Below are 17172 nucleotides of genomic sequence, written 5' to 3'. Positions count from 1 at the left end.
CTGTTCAGCCCGCCGCCACCGACTCGGCGTTGCGAACCTCCCGCAGGCGCTCGACACCCAGCTTCACCAGCGGTCCGGGCTGGGCGTGGTGGATGTCCTCGGGAATTTTCTGCCCATCGGTGTAGTAGACCACAGGCAGACGCGTTTCCATCGCGAACCCAAGCACTTCACCCAGCGTCAGCGCCTCATCCAGCTTGGTCAGGACGCATCCGGCTGGCCTCGCCATCTTATAGCAATGCCAGGTGGATTTCATGATCCGCGGCTGGCTGGTTGCCGCCACCACGAGGTGCGGCTGAACCGGGTGCCGGCTATTGGCCAGCTCCTCGAGCTGCTCCTGGTAACCGCGATCCGACGGGGCGAGGCCCGCCGTGTCGATCAGAACCAGGCGACGGTCGGACAGCTCATCCAGAATCTGGTCGAGAGTGTGCGTTTCGTCAACCACACGAACCGGCACATTGAGGATGCGTCCGAACACAAACAGGTGCTCGTGGGCCGCCACCCGGTAACGGTCGGTGGTGACCAATGCAATGCTGTCGGCGCCATAGCGCAGCACGTGCCGGGCTGCCATCTTACCGATGGTGGTGGTCTTCCCGGAGCCGGTCGGTCCGACCAGCGCCAGAATACCGCCGGTATCAACCGCTTCCCGGGCCGGGGCTTCAACGCTCCGGGCCAGCTCCCGCAGGGCTTCCTTCCAGCCAGCGTCGAGCCGACCGCCCCCGTGGCGTCGGCCCAGCTCGGTCGCCAGCTCCGGCGACAGACCGTACTCCTGGAGGCGCTCCGCCAGGCGCTGCTCACTGGCCCCGTCCATGCGACTGGCCGGTGTCGCCCCCTGGCGTACCATATCGCGCAGCGAGTGAATTTCAGCCCGCATCTCGTCAAGCGCTGACTGCGTCACATCCGAACCGCTCTGTGGGTCCGGTTCGGTCTCGGGCTCAGCCCCATCATCAAGAGGCACATCGAGGTGATGACCGGCCCGGGAACCCGCGACCGCCCGGCGCTCACGAATTTCGCGGATGCGCTCCCGTGACCGGTCCAGTTCTGCCTCGAGACGGCGATGGTGTTCCGCCTGCATCTCCGCCACGCGACCACTGCTCGGCGCCTCTCCGGACGGGTCCGTCGAAACCTGCTCACGCGCCAGATTTTCGTCGTAGTTGAGAGCGGTCACAATTTCCACACCGCCCTCAACCCGCTGGTTCGAAAGGATGACGGCATCGTCTCCCATCTCGGCGCTGACCATTTTCAGGGCTTCCGCCATGGTCGGTGCAAAAAAACGTCGTACTTTCATCTTGCCTCACCTCCGGTATGCCGGCCGGGCCGACACCGCTCTGTGGTCCGTGGGATTACTGCCCCACCGATGACACAATCGTGATCTGTTTGTTTTCAGGCACTTCCTGATAGGACAGGACGTGCAGTCGCTCAACGCCATAGCTGACGAAACGGGCCATCACCGGCCGCAACACCCCGGACACCAGCAGGATGGCCGCCTTGCCCATCATCTCCTGACGCTGTGCCGCGTCCTGTAGCGACCGTTGCAGCTTTTCCACCATATTGGGCTCAAGAACCAGCCCAATGTCTTCCTGGGCGCCGTTTTGTTGACTCTGCTGCATGGACTTCAGCAACATCTGTTCCAGTTCCGGGTCGAGCGTAATAACCGGAATCTCGGTTTCGTTGCCGCAGATACTCTGGATGATCATCCGCCGCAGTGCCTGACGGGCCGCCGTGGTCAGTGCCTGTGGATCCTGGGTCTGGGGCTGATGGTTCATCACCGCTTCGGCGATGGAACGCATGTCGCGAATTGGCACTTCCTCTTTGAGCAGGTTCTGCAGGACCTTCAGCAGCACGCTGATGGACACGGTGCTGGGCACCAACTCTTCAGCCAGCTTTGGAGACAGTTTCTCGAGCTGCTCCAGCCACTTCTGGACCTCCTCGTGTCCCAGAAGCTCGTGGGCGTGCTGCTGAAGGATCTGGTTCAGATGGGTCGCCACCACTGTGCTGGCATCCACCACGGTATAGCCGAGCGTCTGGGCCTGATCCTTCTTCTCCGGCTCAATCCAGACGGCTTCCAGACCGAAGGCCGGATCTTTTCCTTCAATGCCTTCCACCTTCCCGAAGACCTGCCCGGGGTCGATCGCCAGCTCCCGGTCCGGGTGGATTTCCGCCTCAGCGATGGTCACGCCCATCAGAGTGATGCGATAGACGTTGGGCATCAGATCGAGGTTGTCACGGATGTGCACCGATGGCATCAGGAAACCCAGATCCTGGGAGAGCTTCTTGCGCACACCCTTGATGCGGCTCAGCAGTTGCCCGCCCTGGGATTTGTCCACCAGCGGAATCAACCGGTAGCCCACCTCCAGGCCGACGATATCGACCGTCGACACATCATCCCAGCCCAGCTCCCTGGTTTCGGACGGCCCGGGGAGCGCATCCGGACCGCCCGGTGACGGTTCCCCACCCTCGGTCGGTCGTGTCCGGGGCGCCCCGCTGTCACGGGCCGGGATCAGGCTGCCGTCTTCCTCCACCTGACGCTGGTGGCGCCAGACATACCAGGCACCGGCGCCAGCGATACTGCCCAGCCCGAGAAAGGCGATGTGAGGCATCCCCGGAATCAGGCCGAGGATGATGAGAATCGCCGCCGCAATCGCCAGCGCCCGGGGCGCGGTGAACATCTGGGCAATGATCTCCTGCCCCATATCACCGCTGGAAGTGACCCGCGTCACCATGATGGCAGCGGAGGTGGACAGCAACAGAGATGGAATCTGCGCCACCAGACCGTCACCAATGGTCAACAGCGCATAGTTCTGGGTGGCCTGAGAGAAATCCAGAGCATGCTGGAGCATACCGATCGCGATGCCGCCAACCAGATTGATGGCCAGGATCAGCAAACCGGCGATGGCATCCCCTTTCACGAACTTGCTGGCACCATCCATGGAACCGTAGAAGTCCGCCTCCTGAGCGATCTCGGCACGGCGCACCTTGGCCTCTTCCTGATTGATCAGGCCGGCATTCAGGTCCGCATCAATCGCCATCTGCTTGCCGGGCATGGCGTCCAGCGTGAATCGGGCACTGACCTCGGAGACTCGACCAGCCCCTTTGGTGACCACCATGAAGTTGATGATGAGCAGTATCGCGAACACCACCAGACCAACCGCATAGTTGCCACCGATCAACACTTCCCCGAAAGACTCGATGACTTTCCCGGCCGCGTCGCCACCCTCATGACCATTGAGCAACACGATGCGCGTTGAGGCCACGTTCAGGGCCAGGCGCAACAGCGTTGCAACCAGCAACACGGTCGGGAAGGCCGCGAACTCTACCGGGCGGAGCGAGTAGATACAGACCAGCAGGACGACCATCGACAGCGTGATATTGAACGTGAACAGAACGTCCAGAAGGAACACCGGCATGGGCAGGATCATCATGCCCAGCAGAGCCATCAGGAGGACAGGAATCCCCAGATTGGCGCTTGTCAGTGATTTGACGTTTCCGAGAACGGCGGCGCGGTCGACCACGAATTCTGACTCCGAAGAAGCGGATTTTGGCCCTGACGCTGCCGGTTTTTTGACAGCGTGCTGCATCCGGGGAGGTCTCGCGCAAGTTCCATACCAGCTTCGACACCGTCGGAAAACGCGGAAAGCGGGCCCCGTGCGGCCTCCGCCGAAAACCGGTATCCTTGGCGCCGTTTCCATCAGGCAAAACAGGTGAATCATGGGCGCGCACGAGGTACGACATCCACTGATCCGTCACAAGCTGGGGTTGATGCGCCGGTCGGACATCAGCACCAAAAATTTCCGGGAGCTGGCGCAGGAGATCACCACCCTGCTGACCTATGAGGCCACCAAAGACTTCACGTTAGAGCCGCAGACCATTGAGGGCTGGGCCGGGCCGGTCGAGGTCGAGAGCGTGACGGGCAAGAAAGTGACCATCGTGCCGATTCTGCGGGCCGGTCTGGGGATGCTCGAAGGCGTACTGGACCTGATGCCCGTGGCGCGCGTCAGTGTCGTCGGCCAGGTCCGGGATGAGGACACGCTGGAAGCGTCGACCTACCTTGAGAAGCTGGTGGGCGAGCTCGATCAGCGTATGGCCATGATCGTCGATCCCATGCTCGCCACCGGCGGCTCCATGATCTCCACGATCGACTTGCTCAAGAAGGCGGGCAGCACGGAGATCCGGGCGCTGACTCTGGTGGCCGCCCCCGAAGGAATTGAGCGTGTTCTGGCAGCGCATCCGGACGTGTCCATCTATACCGCCTCCATCGACGATCGCCTCAACGAGAAGGGCTACATCCTGCCCGGCCTGGGTGATGCGGGAGATAAGATCTTCGGAACCAAGCAGAAGGACAACTGAGTATGCCATCGTCCCAGTCATCCGTTCTCCGGGACGCCGTCGCCGGCTCCCAGATGCTGTTGGTGGCTTTTGGCGCACTGGTGCTGATGCCGCTGATCACCGGCCTTGATCCAAGTGTTGCGCTCTTCACCGCGGGCATCGGCACCCTGCTTTTCCATCTGATCACGGGCAACCAGATGCCCATTTTCCTGGCCTCATCGTTCGCATTCATCGCGCCGGTGATCGCCGCCAAGTCCAAGTTCGGCCTTGCCGAAACCATGGGCGGTCTGATGGCGGCCGGTGTGCTCTACATGTTACTGAGCGCACTGGTGAAGGCACGGGGAACTGGTTTCATCAACCGACTGTTGCCTCCGGTGGTCGTCGCCCCGGTCATCATGGTGATCGGTCTGAGCCTGGCGCCGGTCGCCGTCAATATGGCCATGGGGAAAGCGGGCGATGGCAGCGAGCAACTGGTGCCCTACGACACGGCCATCTGGATCGCCATGACCTCGCTGGCCGTGACGATTGCGCTCTCTGTTCTCGGGCGCGGCATGATCCGCCTGATCCCGATTCTGTTCGGCGTTCTGACCGGCTACGTGCTGTCGGCGTTTGCCGGCGTTGTCGATACCACACCGATTGCGGACGCAGCCTGGTTCTCGGTTCCGGCGTTCACGGCGCCCAGCTTCAGCTGGTCCGCCATTCTGTTCATGGTGCCCGTCGCCATCGCGCCGGCAATCGAACACATTGGTGATGTCATCGCCATCGGCGGCGTCACCGGGCGGAACTACATCCAGAAACCCGGCCTTCAACGCACCCTGCTCGGTGACGGGGTCGCTACCAGTACAGCGGCGCTGATGGGTGGCCCGCCAAACACCACCTATTCGGAAGTGACCGGCGCCGTCATGCTGACTCGCAACTTCAACCCGCGCATCATGCTCTGGGCCGCCGGTACGGCCATCATCCTGGCATTCGTCGGTAAGTTCGGTGCGGCCCTTCAGACCATTCCGGTCCCGGTCATGGGTGGCATCCTGTGCCTGCTGTTCGGTTCCATCGCGGTGGTTGGCCTGAATACCCTCATCCGGCATCAGGTCGATCTGTCAGAATCCCGGAACCTGGTGGTGGTCGGCGTCACCCTGGTGTTCGGCATCGGCGGCATGGCACTGGGCAACGTTGAGGGCATTGCCCTGTGTGGTCTGGTGGCGATTGGCCTGAACCTGGTTCTCCCCGGGCGCGAGGAGGCTTGGGGCCAGCAGTAAAACGGTTTTCGGTGTTCGATTGGCCAGCCGATTCCCAGCCCCCATGGTTGAGGGCGGAGATCGGTCGCCCTCTCGGGCGACTCCGATGTCGGAGACATCGGCTACATTGAAGACAGCCTGAAGAGAGGCACGGGGAGTAATCCATGACAGACCATGACAGTTCAGGTATCAGCTTCACGGCTCTGTACACCGGCGCGGTCTGGGAGCGTCATGGTCTTTCCGAGGCCGGACTCACGCCAACCGAGGGACGCCTCCTGTATCGTCTGATGACGCCCTTTGAGGCGGCCAGCCGGGCGGTGGCCGGTGGCAGCCTGCGGACTTTTCTGCTGCAGCGCCATCGCATCATCGATGCTCTGATCGCCGCGGCCGTTCGTGAGCAGGAAGCACCGAATGTCCTTGAGGTCGCCTGCGGGCTGTCGCCACGCGGAATCCGGCTTCGACGTCAGTTTCCCAACCTGCACATGGTCGAATCCGACCTGCCCGATATGGCCTCCCGCAAGGCGGGCTACCTGGCCGCCACCGGCCACCTTGGCCCCCGGCATCAGGTGGTGCCACTGGATATTCTCGCAAACGAGGGTCCCCAGTCGCTCGAAACGGTCATCGGGGAGTTGTTCCCGGACGGCGGACCGGTGGTCGTGGTCACCGAGGGGCTGACCAGCTACTTCACCCTCGCGCAGATCACCCCGTTCTGGAAACGCCTGGCGGCGGTTCTGTCCGAACGACCGGGATCAACCTACCTGTCGGAAAGCTACCTGCAGTCCCGCAAACCGGTGATTGGCCGGGGGCTCAGGGTTCTCGGGGGGGCACTTGGCCGTATAACCCAAGCGGATGTCAGCTTTCATTTCACCGGCGACGAACCGGCCCGCAACTGGTTCCTCAACTGCGGCTTCCCGGACGTTACCGTCCATGACCCCAGGAACTTCTATGAGCAGCTGCCGATCCCCCGCAGCCGCGGGAATCCCATGGTGCGCATTGTGGAAGCCCGGACCTGACGGCCGTCAGGTGCCGCAGAAGGTCTGTGTCACGGCCTCTTCCGGTGCGGGTGGTTGCTGGTAGTCCGCAAGGGTTCCGTCATCCTCGTAAGGCGTTGCCAATGCCGCCAGCAACGATTGCGCCGGGCCCAGATCGCCTTCCCGGGTGGCCGCCTCCAGCGCCTGCTCAACCCGATGGTTGCGTGGGATGACCGCCGGATTGTTGTGTCGCATCAAACAGAAGGACGACGCCAGCGGCTTTTTGTTCCGGGACAGGCGGGCCTGCCATCGCTCGTGCCATTCCCGGAAACCCCGGTCCTGATAGATCGCGTCGTCCGGCGCCGCTTCCCGGATCAGGTCGCGGAAGGTATTGGTGTAATCCGCTCCCTGCCGGGCCATCCACGACAACAGATCCTGAACCAGCGCCGCATCCTCGGTCTCTTCTCCAAACAGGCCCAGTTTGCGCCGCATCATCGTCAGCCACTTCTCCTCGTACCGGTCCGGAAAGGCGTGGATCACCTTTTCCGCCTTGCCAACGGCCGTGTCCGGATCATCGTCAATCATCGGGATCAGGGTCTCGGCGAATCGCGCCAGGTTCCATTGGGTGATTCTCGGCTGGTTGCCATACGCGTACCGCCCCTGGACATCGACCGAACTGAAGACAGTGAGTTGATCATAGGCGTCCATGAACGCACAGGGGCCATAGTCGATGGACTCGCCGGAGAGCGTGATATTGTCGGTATTGAGCACACCATGGATGAAGCCGACCCGCATCCAGGCCACCACCAGATCCATCTGTCGCTCGGAGACCGCTTCGAGCAGCGCCAGCGCCGGATTCTCCGCCCTCTTCAACGCCGGGTAATGACGGTCAATGGTGTAATCCACCAGTGTCTGCACCAGGTCCGGGTCGCGCTGGCTGGCCGCATACTGAAAGGTTCCCACTCGCAGATGTGACGCCGCCACCCGTGTCAGGATGGCACCCGGCAGCACACGCTCGCGATACACAGGGTCGCCGGTCGTGACGACCGCGAGGCTGCGGGTTGTCGGAATACCGAGCCCGTGCAACGCCTCACTGATGATGTATTCCCGCAACATCGGGCCCAGCGCGGCGCGACCGTCACCGCCCCGGGAAAACGGCGTCCGCCCGGAGCCCTTTAGCTGGAGATCCAGGCGCCGGTCGTCGGGTGTCAACTGCTCGCCCAGTAGTATGGCGCGGCCATCACCCAGCATGTTGGGGTGGCCAAACTGATGCCCCGCGTAGGCCTGGGCCAGCGGCTGCGCTCCCTCGGCCAGCTCGTTACCGCTGAAAAGAAGCGCGCCCTGATCGCCTGCCAGCGCCTCGGCGTCCAGCCCCAGCTCGTCCGCCAGCGCCCGGTTAAACAGGACAAGTCGGGGCTCACTGACCGGCTCAGGCTCGTGCCGCGCGAACAGTGTGTCGGGAAGATGAACGTAGGTGTTGTCGAATCGAATACCGTAACTCAAGAGGCAGATAACCTTCAGTGTCGTCAATGAGGACGTTTTAGGGATGCCCCAGCGTAACAGGAATTGCTCTATACTGATCAGCTGTCCCGCTTCATGTCCCGTGGAATCGGGAAATCGGGCATGCCCGGGCGGGGGCCCTGCCCCTTGCGGAAGCGGCGCAACTGGTAGAGGTAAGCCAAAACCTGTGCGATGGCGACGTACAGACCGGCAGGAATTTCGCTGCCCACTTCCGAATTGTGGTAGACGGCCCGGGTCAGCGGTGGCGTCCGGAGGATATCAACCTCATTTTCCCGGGCCACATCCATGATGCGGAAGGCCACCTGGTCGGCGCCCTTGGCGACCACCAACGGAGCCTCCATAGAGGCGTCGTCGTATTTTAACGCCACAGCGTAGTGGCTCGGGTTGGTGATCACCACATCGGCACCGGGGACGTCTTCCATCATCCGGCGCTGGGACATCTCGCGCTGGAGCTGCCGGATGCGGCTCTTCACCTCCGGCTTCCCCTCGGTGTCCTTGAACTCGTCCTTCACCTCCTGCTTGGTCATGCGCAGTTTTTTCTGGTGGTCGTAGATCTGGAAGGGCACGTCGATGGCGGCGATGATGATCGTCGCGCAGGCCAGCAGGAAGAAGCTCCATCCCAGCGTCCAGCCCACATGGACGATGGCCGGACCGGGCGGCTCACTGCTGATACGCAGAAGATCTTCAGTGCGCAGATCGAGGATGAGAATGGCGATGAGCATCACCAGCGCGACTTTAGCAATGGCCTTGACCAGCTCCACCAGGGACTTCAGGGAAAACATGCGCCCCAGCCCCTTGATCGGGTCCATCCGGTTGAGCTTTGGCGCCACGGCCTTGCCGCTAATCAGGACGCCTCCAATGCCGATCGATCCGGCGATGGCCGCCACAAACAGCAACACCATGAATGGCAACAGCCCCCAAACCGCCGAATCCGCCGCGTCCATCAGGCGCTGAGTCATCTGTGTGGTGTCGAAGATGACGGCCCTTTCCATATCGAAACTGTGGCGCATGATGCCCGCCAGGGTCTGGCCGATTCCGGCCCCGAGCGTCAGCAGGCCAACGGCCCCGGCCAGGAGCACGGACATCGTCGCCAGTTCCCGGGAACGTGCCGTTTGCCCCTCTTCACGCGCCTTCTCAAGCCGCCTCGGGGTCGGGTCTTCGGTTTTCTCCTGACTGTCTTCGTTCTCTTCGGCCATATCCCACCCACTATCGACGCGTCAGGGCGCGGCCGCCAGCATATCGCGCATGAACGCGAAGGTCTGCCGGGTGTAGTCCTCAAAGTGCGGCAGAAAATTGGCGTGCAGCACCCAGATGGCAAACAGTCCAAAAATCAGGCCAATCGGGAAACCCAGTGAGAAGATGTTCATCTGCGGCGCGGCCCTCGTCATGACACCAAATGAGATGTTGACGATGAACACGGCAGATACGGCGGGCAATGCCAGCAGCATCGCCGACACGAACATCCAGCTGATGCGGTGGGCCAGCTGCCAGTAGGTCTCCGAGGCCAGGCCTGTCGTGCCAATGGGGAGCATGTTGAAGCTCTCGACGATGATCTCAAATGCCACAAGGTGGCCATTCATGGCCAGGAACAGCAGGGTCACTGTGATGGAATAGATCTGCGACAGTACCGGCACGCTGACACCATTCGAGGGGTCAACGGCAGAGGCGAACCCCAGCCCCATCTGCATGGCGATCATTTGCCCGCCAATCACGAAGAGCTGGAACAGGGCCGTCAGCGCAAACCCAAGACCAGCGCCAATCAGCACCTGCTGGAGCGTGATCACCACGGCGTCGGCCGACAGTGCATCCACACGCGGCACATCGCCGATCAGCGGCGCGACCAGAAAGGTCATCAGGAGCGCCAGACCAAGCCGCACCCGGGCCGGCACAAGATTGGTACCAATGAAGGGAATCGCCATCATGAAACTGCCGATACGGAACAGCGGCCACAGATGCTGACCCACCCACTGTCCAATCACGTCAGTGCTGAAGGCGATGGGTTCCATGGCTAGTTGATCAGGTTCGGGATGCTCATGATCAGGGTTTCGGCGTGATCAAGCAGCAGGGTGAGCATCCAGGGGCCGGCAAAAATCAGCACCAGCAGGGTCATCAACAGCCGCGGCAGGAAACTCAGCGTCTGTTCGTTGATCTGTGTGGCGGCCTGGAAAGTGCTGACCACCAGCCCCACCAGCAGGCCCGGACCAATGATGATCACGCAGAGCAACACGATCAGCCAGAGCGCCTCGCGCATGATGTCGATGACCACGTCAGGCGTCATGATGCCTCCTATATACCATAGCTGGCAGCCAGAGTGCCCATGATCAGCGCCCAGCCATCCACCAGCACAAACAGCATGATCTTGAACGGCAGCGAAATGATGATGGGTGACAGCATCATCATACCCATGGCCATCAGAACGCTGGCGACGACCATATCGATGATCAGGAATGGAATGAAGATAATGAACCCGATCTGGAACGCTGTCTTGAGCTCGCTCGTGACAAAGGCCGGCATGAGCACCCAGAAAGAGACGTCCTCAGGCCGGTCGTATTCAACATCGGCAATCCGCGTGAACAGGCCGAGATCGCTCTCGCGTGTCTGCGCCAGCATGAATTCGCGGAATGGCTGGCTGGCCTGCTGCACCGCCTCGAGAGCGCCGAATTCCTCATTCAGGTACGGCTGCAATGCCTGCTCGTTGGCTTTCTCAAACACCGGTCCCATGATGAATATCGTCAGAAACAGCGCCAGCCCGATCAGGATCTGATTGGAGGGGGTGGACTGGAGGCCCAGCGCCTGACGCAGAATGGCGAAGACCACGATGATGCGGGTGAACGACGTCATCATCATGAGCATGGCGGGCAGGAACGTCAGCGCCGTCATCAGCGCCAGGATCTGCAGGGTCACCGAGTACTCCTGCGCGCCCTCTTCTTCCCCGGGTGTCACCTCCACCGCAGGGATGCCGGGCAGATCCGCTTGCACGGGCAGTGCAACCAGGGCAAGACTCAGCAAAGGAAGCAGGCGGCCCAGCAACGCGAGAACCCGGGACATCAGTGCTCTCCTCCGTCGTGATCGCCTCGACCGGACCTGGACCAGCCACGGCCAATCATGGACTGCAGGCGGCGTGCGAAATCGCTGTCGGCCATCGAACGCGATTCGACCACCGGTTCATCGAACACATGCAGTGTCCGGATGGCCGACGGAGTGATGCCCACCAGAATCTGGGTGCCACCAACTTCCACAAGCGCGATCCGCTCGCGCGATCCCACGGCCAGCACGCTCACTACTTTCATGGCGTGGTGGTTAACGCCCGTCATGCCGTTCATCCGCCGGATCAGCCAGGCACAGCCGATGATCACGGCAATCACGGCCACCAGCGACGCGCCCAGCGTCAGCAGGGACACCAGACTGTCCGGTCCGTAGCTGGCCCGCTCGCTCCCGGCGCTCTCCTGTGCCCGGACAAGCGGCGCCAGCAGACCGACGACAAGCAGCAGCCACGGGCTGATCAGACGGCTGCCCATCACTTGGACAACCGCTTGATACGCTCCCCGGGACTGATCACGTCGGTGAGACGAATGCCGAACTTCTCGTTGACCATGACCACTTCGCCGTGAGCAATGAGCGTCCCGTTGACCAGAACATCCAGCGGTTCGCCAGCCAGACGATCGAGTTCAATCACGGAGCCCTGGTTGAGCTGAAGCAGGTTGCGAATCGGCACCTGGGTATTGCCAACCTCCATGGAAATGGTGACCGGGATATCCAGGATCACGTCGAGGTCAGGCGATGGCCCTTCACCGACTTCCCGAATGCCATCGTCTTCGCCGAACTCTTCCATCGGTGCCGACCGGACGTCCGACTGCTCATTCTGCGCTTCGGCGTCTTTGCCTTCCTCGTTGCCTTCCTCGCCGGCCTCGGCCATGGCAGCCGCCCACTCGTCGTCACGCTCTGCGCCACCCGCCTCGCTCTCTTGTTCGGCATCGTCATCACCGGATTCGGACATGGCTGCTTCCCATTCGGCCGCCAGCTTCTCGTCCTCGGTCGGTTCCTGGCCTTCGTTGCGGTCGTCTTCTTCAGCCATCTTTGTTCACCTTCAGTTGTTTCTTGACCTGGGGCTTCTCGTACTTGCCTGTAATGCGCAATGCCAGGTTGCCGTCGCGAGTCCCCATGTTGGCATAGTAGATGGGGACGCCATTTGCGGTTACCGTCATCTCATCCGGCAACTCCACAGGAATCACATCCCCCGCCTGAAAATCTGCAATGTCCCGCAGCGACATTGTCCGGTGACAGACGGTGGCATTGACCGGCACACTGACTTCCTTGATGTCTTCCTGGAGGGCGTGGACCCAGCGCTCATCCACCTCATCGATATCACTCTGAACACCGGCGTCGAGAATGTCCCGGATCGGCTCGATCATGCTGTAGGGGAGTGCCAGATGCAGCTCCCCGCCCCCACCATCCACTTCGATATGAAAGGTACTGACGACGACAACCTCGCTGGGGCTGACGATGTTCGCCATGGCGGGATTCACTTCCGAGCTCATATACTCGAAATCGACCTTGAGCACGGCGTTCCAGGCCTCTCTCATGTCCTGGAACACCATTTCCAGCATCTTCTGGACAATGCGGGTTTCGGTCGGCGTGAACTCCCTCCCCTCGATCTTGGCGTGACGGCCTTCGCCTCCGAAGAAGTTGTCGACCAGCTTGAAAACCAGCTTGGCGTCCAGCACGAACAGCCCCGTCCCGCGAAGCGGCCGCATTTTTACCAGGTTGAGACTCGTCGGCACGAACAGGGTATGGATGTACTCGCCGAACTTCATGATCTGGATGCCACCGGTGGAGACATCTGCGGTGCGACGCAGGAGGTTGAACAAACTGATACGGGTGTAGCGCGCAAATCGCTCGTTGATCATCTCGAGCGTCGGCATGCGACCGCGGACAATCCGGTCCTGACTCGATAGATCGTACGACTTGACACCCTCTTCGCTGCCTTCGTCGTCCTCGGTCTCTACATCGCCATCGTCAACGCCATGCAGGAGGGCATCAATTTCGTCCTGTGACAGTAAGTCCTGCATACCTCAGTTCCTGGCTCATAGTGGTGGGTAACGTCCCGTGGCCGTCACCTGCCTACTGAACAACAAAATTGGTGAACAACACCCGATCAATCGCGGGTGCGCCCTCCTGCTTCAGCACCTCGTTCACGGCCGCGGTCGACTCAGTCAACAACTGGCTCACCCCATCCGGGGTCTGCATGGCGTCAAACGCCTGGTTGGCGAACAGCGTCCGCAGCCGACTCCGGATAACCGGCTGGTGGGTTTTAGCGGCATCCAGCGCGGACTGATCGCGACTCTGCAGGGCCACGAACACCTGCATGTAACGCTGCCCCTGACCACTGGAGAGGGATACGATAAACGGCTCTTCAAGCGACGAATAGTGACTCGGCTGATGGGCGGGCTCCTGTGATTCGCCATTTTCCGCCTCCGAACCACTATCGCTGCTGCCACCGAGAAACCACAGTGTGCCCATCACCGAGAGTCCGATCGCCAGCGCCAGCAACACCACCAAGCCGATGATCAGCTTCAGCTTGCCCTTTTTCTTGCCGCCCTCTGCAGCTTGTTCCCCGTTGTTCTCTGCCATTGATTGAGCGCCCCGTCATAGATGACTCCCTGCCCTCAGGCAGGAAGGTGGAATGCCTTTACGACGGCAGTTTAGCGCCTGACCGGTCAGACATAAACCACTGAAACCGGGGCCGTTCATCAGGCGTACAGATCGACCTGGCCACGCCATGCAATATCCAGCTCACTACCGCCTGTCACACCGCCCTCAACAATGGCCTCACCATCCGGTCCCGAGAGACCGTCGGCCGACGGTCCGCCGCCAGGACTGTCATCACCGGGGCCTGCATTCGCTTGCTCTCCCGACGCATCGGCTGAGACCTCGAACTTGTCCAGATTCAGGCCGTTTTCCTGCAGCATGTCGCGCAACCGATGACTATTGAGTTCCAATTGATCCCGAACGGCGGTGTTCGTTGCGTGGACGGTGACGTTAGCCTGGTCATTCTGAACCTGAACACGGACATCAATCGGCCCCATATCCGGCGGTACGACGTGGATCTCGGCGGCCGACATCCGCTGAGACGTCAGCCAGGCCAGCTTGCCCGCCACCTTTTCCCCCCACTCGGCATGCTGGACCGGCAGCTCAACACTGGTGGCATAGTTCTTCAGGGGCGCCATGCCTTCGGCCATACGACTCTGGCCTGCCAACGACTGACTGCGATTCATGCCAGACAGCTCCATCTGCCCCGGCAGCCGAGAGGACAGCTCGGCGGAGAAATCCAGTGCCTTGGCCGACTCACTGCCGCCGCTCACCCCACTGAACAGTGACGCCAACCGCTCCATTCCCGTGCTGCCCGTGCCATCGCGGGAAAACCCCATGACCTGCATCAGGCGCAGGGTCCCATCCTGGCCCTGTCCGCCTGTAAGGCCTTGGCCCTGGGCACTCCCCAAAGACACCCCCTGAATAGTCAGGTCCAGCGAGCCCGCCTTGTCCGGACTCGTCGTCAGGCTGCCCCCCAGACTGACGAATGAAAACGGCATATCACCGGATTCGGCCTGGTCCAGGAGTTGCTCCAACTCCTTGGCCGTTAGCGCCGGTTTGCCGCTTTCTCCCTTTGTTAATACGGCCTCGCCCGCCTTCTCGAGCCGGCCTCCGGCTCGATCGGTGCGCTGATCGGATTTGCTTTCCCGGTCATCGTCGCCGGCAGCTTCCTGCCTGCCACTCGAGTCTCGATCCGCCGACTGTCGTTCACCCGTCTTATTCATCTGCGCCTGCTCGCGCCGGGACACATCACTGAAGCGATCCTGGCTGTCCTCGGGTCCGCCTTCTGAGCGCGGCGCCGGGCCGGTGGATTCCTTTGAGGGCGTGGCATTGGCCACGGTCGGTAGAATGTTGGGCATGGCAACCTCTTGCCGCAATGGGGTTCACGAACCGTTCCCTGTGACTGAGGCAAGATCGGTGCCAGAAAAAAGGCGGGTCAGCGCTGAAGCAGCTCGTTGAGAGCGTCGGTCACCGCTTCAAATTCGGACTCAATCGCCCTAAGGCTGTCCCCGGCGTCCTGCAGACGCCCTGCCCGGGCAGCCTGCTCGGCATAAAAACAATGTTCACCGAGACGCGGGGCACCGATATTGATGCAACTGCCTTTGAAGCTATGGGCCGATTTACGGAAGCTCTCTTCATCCGAACTCTCCAGGGCCTGCCAGAGGGCCTGGATGCGGCCTTCGGAGTCGGACAGAAAGGTCTGTATGAGAACATCGAACTCGTCTTCCATCACCTCCTGCAGCTCCGCCAGAGCCTCAGTGTCCAGATGCGGTGTTTCGGTCATGTTGCGCTCCCTGATCCGGGGGCCAGCGGTAGATCGCCGCCACATGGTTCCCCTTGCCAATATGTTCAAGACGCTGGCAGAGGCGGTGTATGAGGGCCAGTCCACGGCCCGCGTACTCGGTCTGATCCAGAGACAGCTCCGCCGGCGCCGCAAACCCATCGCCGGAATCCTGACACTCAATCACCAGCTCGCCACCGGCGCCCAGACGCCGATGATGCAGGCGAAACGCGATCTCGCCGCCACTGAGCGTCCGCAGGCGCTTTTCCCGTTCCGCGTAGTACTGTCCAAAGCCAGACGCCGAGCGCTTCCAATCCGACGGCAGTGTCAGGATGCCATGCTCAAGAGCGTTCGTGTACAGCTCCGACAGAATGATGTAGATGTCACCACTGTGCGCCTGGAGACCTGGCACTTCCAGGCAGATGTGCAGCAGTAGCGGCAGGGGATTGAACTGGCGAAGAGACTCCCCGGTCAGCGTGTACTGGCAATCCCACTCGGGGGGGCCGGGAAGCCCGGAGCTCGCAGCGAGCGGCGCATAGTCAATGGTGTCGTCCGGGCGCATCAGGTCGAGACTGACGATGGTCAGGTCATCGGCCCACTCACGCCCGCCCATGAACGCCCTGAGCGCCTCAATGACCCGGTCAAACGGCGCCGTGTCATCAGTCGTGTCATCCAGCGCCGCCATCAACCTCTGCTCCCCAAACGCCTCGCCCTGGGCAGTCGACGCCTCCATGACCCCATCGGTGGCAAAGACGACGGTGTCCCCCTCTTTCGCGTCGTAAGCGGTCATGTCCGCGCAGAAACGCTCGGGACTGACCACGCCCAGCGGCAGGTGTTCGGATGGCAGGGTCATACGGCGGCCATCCCGGCGAATCAGATACCCATCCGGCAACCCGCCGTTCCAGATCCGGACACGCCCGGGCCAGGATTCCGCCTCCACAAAAGCCGCACAACAGAACAGGTCCGTGGTCAGGATGGCCGTCAGTTTCTGGTTGATTTCCCTCAGGATATCCCCGGCGCTGAAGCCCTTGCCGGTCATCCCATAGAAAATCTCCGCCACCGGCATGGCACCGATCGCAGCAGGCAGGCCATGACCGGTAAAGTCACCGATCAGCAGATTGACGCCTCCGGCCGGGCGGGGACAGGCGAAGAGGATATCGCCGTTGAACACAGACAATGGTGAGCAGTGATAGCGGATGCTGCGCGCACCGAGACAGCCCCGATGAGCCACATTGTCAAAGACCCGACGTGCGACCTGCTGTTCGGAGATCAGCTGCTCGTTCCGCGCACGGATCAGGTCACGCTGGACCGTCAGCGTCTGATGCATCTGCCGCATGCGCTCGAAAGCGCGGATCTTGGCCTCGATGATGACCCGGTTATAGGGCTTGGACAGAAAATCATCTCCGCCGGAAGCCAGGCAGCGGGCCAGTTCCTCGGGGTCACTCAGAGACGTCAGAAAAATGACCGGCACCAGCGTTTCCCCGGCCAGTTTCTTGATCTGACGGGCCGCCTCATTGCCGTCCAGCGCCGGCATCAACACGTCCAGCAACACCATCTCAGGCCGCTCGGCCTGATAGCGCTCAACCGCCTCCATACCATCCCGGGCGGTGATGACGTCATGGCCCAGACGCCGGACCAGCTTCTGGAGGATCATTCGATCGGTGTCGTTATCCTCGGCCACTAGTATCCGCAGACGCGTCGTCGTCGGGTTCTGCCTCACCGGATCGGGTCCCGCATCGTGCTCGGCCAT

17 protein-coding genes are annotated in these 17172 nt (G+C 61.6%); 3 read left to right on the top strand and 14 right to left on the bottom strand.

Annotated features, from left to right (window positions below; translation table 11 throughout):
* Positions 1 to 4 precede the first annotated feature (4 nt).
* Entirely contained in the window at positions 5 to 1285 is a 1281-nt protein-coding gene (flhF, locus tag C8D92_RS02380) for a flagellar biosynthesis GTPase FlhF (RefSeq protein ID WP_116918310.1), read from the bottom strand.
* Between the two features lie 55 nt (positions 1286 to 1340).
* A complete protein-coding gene (gene flhA, locus C8D92_RS02375) occupies positions 1341 to 3509 on the bottom strand; it encodes a flagellar biosynthesis protein FlhA (protein WP_228151077.1) in 2169 nt (722 codons plus the stop codon).
* Between the two features lie 196 nt (positions 3510 to 3705).
* Here flhA and upp point away from each other — a divergent pair, with 196 nt between their 5' ends.
* The 3 genes from upp (at position 3706) to C8D92_RS02360 (ending at position 6571) form a co-directional block, all read left to right on the top strand.
* Positions 3706 to 4344, top strand: coding sequence for a uracil phosphoribosyltransferase (upp, locus tag C8D92_RS02370; protein ID WP_095609597.1), 639 nt, complete (start codon positions 3706 to 3708; stop codon positions 4342 to 4344).
* A 2-nt stretch (positions 4345 to 4346) separates the two neighbouring features.
* Positions 4347 to 5579, top strand: coding sequence for a uracil-xanthine permease family protein (locus C8D92_RS02365; RefSeq protein WP_095609598.1), 1233 nt, complete (start codon positions 4347 to 4349; stop codon positions 5577 to 5579).
* 143 nt (positions 5580 to 5722) lie between these two features.
* Positions 5723 to 6571 carry a class I SAM-dependent methyltransferase gene (locus C8D92_RS02360; protein ID WP_116918309.1) on the top strand — a complete coding sequence of 283 codons (849 nt, stop codon included), beginning with the start codon at positions 5723 to 5725 and terminating at the stop codon, positions 6569 to 6571.
* 6 nt (positions 6572 to 6577) lie between these two features.
* On the opposite strand, the gene C8D92_RS02355 is transcribed toward C8D92_RS02360, so the two are convergent.
* From C8D92_RS02355 to C8D92_RS02300, 12 genes are all read right to left on the bottom strand, one after another.
* Positions 6578 to 8032 (bottom strand): protein adenylyltransferase SelO, encoded by a 1455-nt coding sequence (locus C8D92_RS02355; protein WP_116918308.1) that lies wholly within the window; start codon positions 8030 to 8032, stop codon positions 6578 to 6580.
* A 77-nt stretch (positions 8033 to 8109) separates the two neighbouring features.
* Positions 8110 to 9246 (bottom strand): flagellar biosynthesis protein FlhB, encoded by a 1137-nt coding sequence (flhB, locus tag C8D92_RS02350; protein WP_116918307.1) that lies wholly within the window; start codon positions 9244 to 9246, stop codon positions 8110 to 8112.
* A gap of 21 nt (positions 9247 to 9267) precedes the next feature.
* Positions 9268 to 10056 (bottom strand): flagellar biosynthetic protein FliR, encoded by a 789-nt coding sequence (fliR, locus tag C8D92_RS02345; RefSeq protein WP_095609602.1) that lies wholly within the window; start codon positions 10054 to 10056, stop codon positions 9268 to 9270.
* A gap of 2 nt (positions 10057 to 10058) precedes the next feature.
* Complete coding sequence (gene fliQ / locus C8D92_RS02340; protein ID WP_116918306.1) at positions 10059 to 10328, bottom strand: flagellar biosynthesis protein FliQ; 270 nt, start codon at positions 10326 to 10328, stop codon at positions 10059 to 10061.
* A gap of 8 nt (positions 10329 to 10336) precedes the next feature.
* Complete coding sequence (gene fliP, locus C8D92_RS02335) at positions 10337 to 11098, bottom strand: flagellar type III secretion system pore protein FliP (protein WP_116918305.1); 762 nt, start codon at positions 11096 to 11098, stop codon at positions 10337 to 10339.
* The gene (gene fliO, locus C8D92_RS02330) at positions 11098 to 11568 is read right to left on the bottom strand and encodes a flagellar biosynthetic protein FliO (RefSeq protein WP_095609605.1); all 471 of its coding nucleotides are present in this window, start codon (positions 11566 to 11568) and stop codon (positions 11098 to 11100) included. Before fliO ends, fliP begins: the two co-directional genes overlap by 1 nt.
* Positions 11568 to 12125 (bottom strand): flagellar motor switch protein FliN, encoded by a 558-nt coding sequence (fliN, locus tag C8D92_RS02325; protein ID WP_116918304.1) that lies wholly within the window; start codon positions 12123 to 12125, stop codon positions 11568 to 11570. Before fliN ends, fliO begins: the two co-directional genes overlap by 1 nt.
* Positions 12118 to 13119: a flagellar motor switch protein FliM gene (gene fliM, locus C8D92_RS02320; RefSeq protein WP_095609607.1), complete on the bottom strand. Its 1002-nt coding sequence runs from the start codon at positions 13117 to 13119 to the stop codon at positions 12118 to 12120. The genes fliN and fliM overlap by 8 nt, the downstream gene beginning before the upstream one ends.
* A 52-nt stretch (positions 13120 to 13171) precedes the next feature.
* Complete coding sequence (locus tag C8D92_RS02315; protein WP_116918303.1) at positions 13172 to 13681, bottom strand: flagellar basal body-associated FliL family protein; 510 nt, start codon at positions 13679 to 13681, stop codon at positions 13172 to 13174.
* A gap of 119 nt (positions 13682 to 13800) precedes the next feature.
* Positions 13801 to 15000: a flagellar hook-length control protein FliK gene (locus tag C8D92_RS02310; RefSeq protein ID WP_116918302.1), complete on the bottom strand. Its 1200-nt coding sequence runs from the start codon at positions 14998 to 15000 to the stop codon at positions 13801 to 13803.
* A gap of 77 nt (positions 15001 to 15077) precedes the next feature.
* Complete coding sequence (locus C8D92_RS02305; RefSeq protein ID WP_116918301.1) at positions 15078 to 15425, bottom strand: Hpt domain-containing protein; 348 nt, start codon at positions 15423 to 15425, stop codon at positions 15078 to 15080.
* Complete coding sequence (locus tag C8D92_RS02300; protein ID WP_116918300.1) at positions 15397 to 17172, bottom strand: ATP-binding SpoIIE family protein phosphatase; 1776 nt, start codon at positions 17170 to 17172, stop codon at positions 15397 to 15399. The genes C8D92_RS02305 and C8D92_RS02300 overlap by 29 nt, the downstream gene beginning before the upstream one ends.

The organism is Tamilnaduibacter salinus, assembly GCF_003096655.1.
GTDB classification, from domain to species: Bacteria; Pseudomonadota; Gammaproteobacteria; order Pseudomonadales; family Oleiphilaceae; genus Tamilnaduibacter; species Tamilnaduibacter salinus.
The sequence above is the reverse complement of the archived record's forward strand: the minus strand, read 5'-3'. Positions and strand labels throughout refer to the sequence as shown.

Bases quoted from the DNA above. Each gene is read 5' to 3' on its own strand.
- flhF (WP_116918310.1), bottom strand. From the start codon at position 1,285: ATGAAAGTACGACGTTTTTTTGCACCGACCATGGCGGAAGCCCTGAAA.
- upp (WP_095609597.1), top strand. From the start codon at position 3,706: ATGGGCGCGCACGAGGTACGACATCCACTGATCCGTCACAAGCTGGGG.
- C8D92_RS02365 (WP_095609598.1), top strand. From the start codon at position 4,347: ATGCCATCGTCCCAGTCATCCGTTCTCCGGGACGCCGTCGCCGGCTCC.
- C8D92_RS02360 (WP_116918309.1), top strand. From the start codon at position 5,723: ATGACAGACCATGACAGTTCAGGTATCAGCTTCACGGCTCTGTACACC.
- flhB (WP_116918307.1), bottom strand. From the start codon at position 9,246: ATGGCCGAAGAGAACGAAGACAGTCAGGAGAAAACCGAAGACCCGACC.
- fliR (WP_095609602.1), bottom strand. From the start codon at position 10,056: ATGGAACCCATCGCCTTCAGCACTGACGTGATTGGACAGTGGGTGGGT.
- fliQ (WP_116918306.1), bottom strand. From the start codon at position 10,328: ATGACGCCTGACGTGGTCATCGACATCATGCGCGAGGCGCTCTGGCTG.
- fliP (WP_116918305.1), bottom strand. From the start codon at position 11,098: ATGTCCCGGGTTCTCGCGTTGCTGGGCCGCCTGCTTCCTTTGCTGAGT.
- fliO (WP_095609605.1), bottom strand. From the start codon at position 11,568: ATGGGCAGCCGTCTGATCAGCCCGTGGCTGCTGCTTGTCGTCGGTCTG.
- fliN (WP_116918304.1), bottom strand. From the start codon at position 12,125: ATGGCTGAAGAAGACGACCGCAACGAAGGCCAGGAACCGACCGAGGAC.
- fliM (WP_095609607.1), bottom strand. From the start codon at position 13,119: ATGCAGGACTTACTGTCACAGGACGAAATTGATGCCCTCCTGCATGGC.
- C8D92_RS02315 (WP_116918303.1), bottom strand. From the start codon at position 13,681: ATGGCAGAGAACAACGGGGAACAAGCTGCAGAGGGCGGCAAGAAAAAG.
- C8D92_RS02310 (WP_116918302.1), bottom strand. From the start codon at position 15,000: ATGCCCAACATTCTACCGACCGTGGCCAATGCCACGCCCTCAAAGGAA.
- C8D92_RS02305 (WP_116918301.1), bottom strand. From the start codon at position 15,425: ATGACCGAAACACCGCATCTGGACACTGAGGCTCTGGCGGAGCTGCAG.
- C8D92_RS02300 (WP_116918300.1), bottom strand. From the start codon at position 17,172: ATGGCCGAGCACGATGCGGGACCCGATCCGGTGAGGCAGAACCCGACG.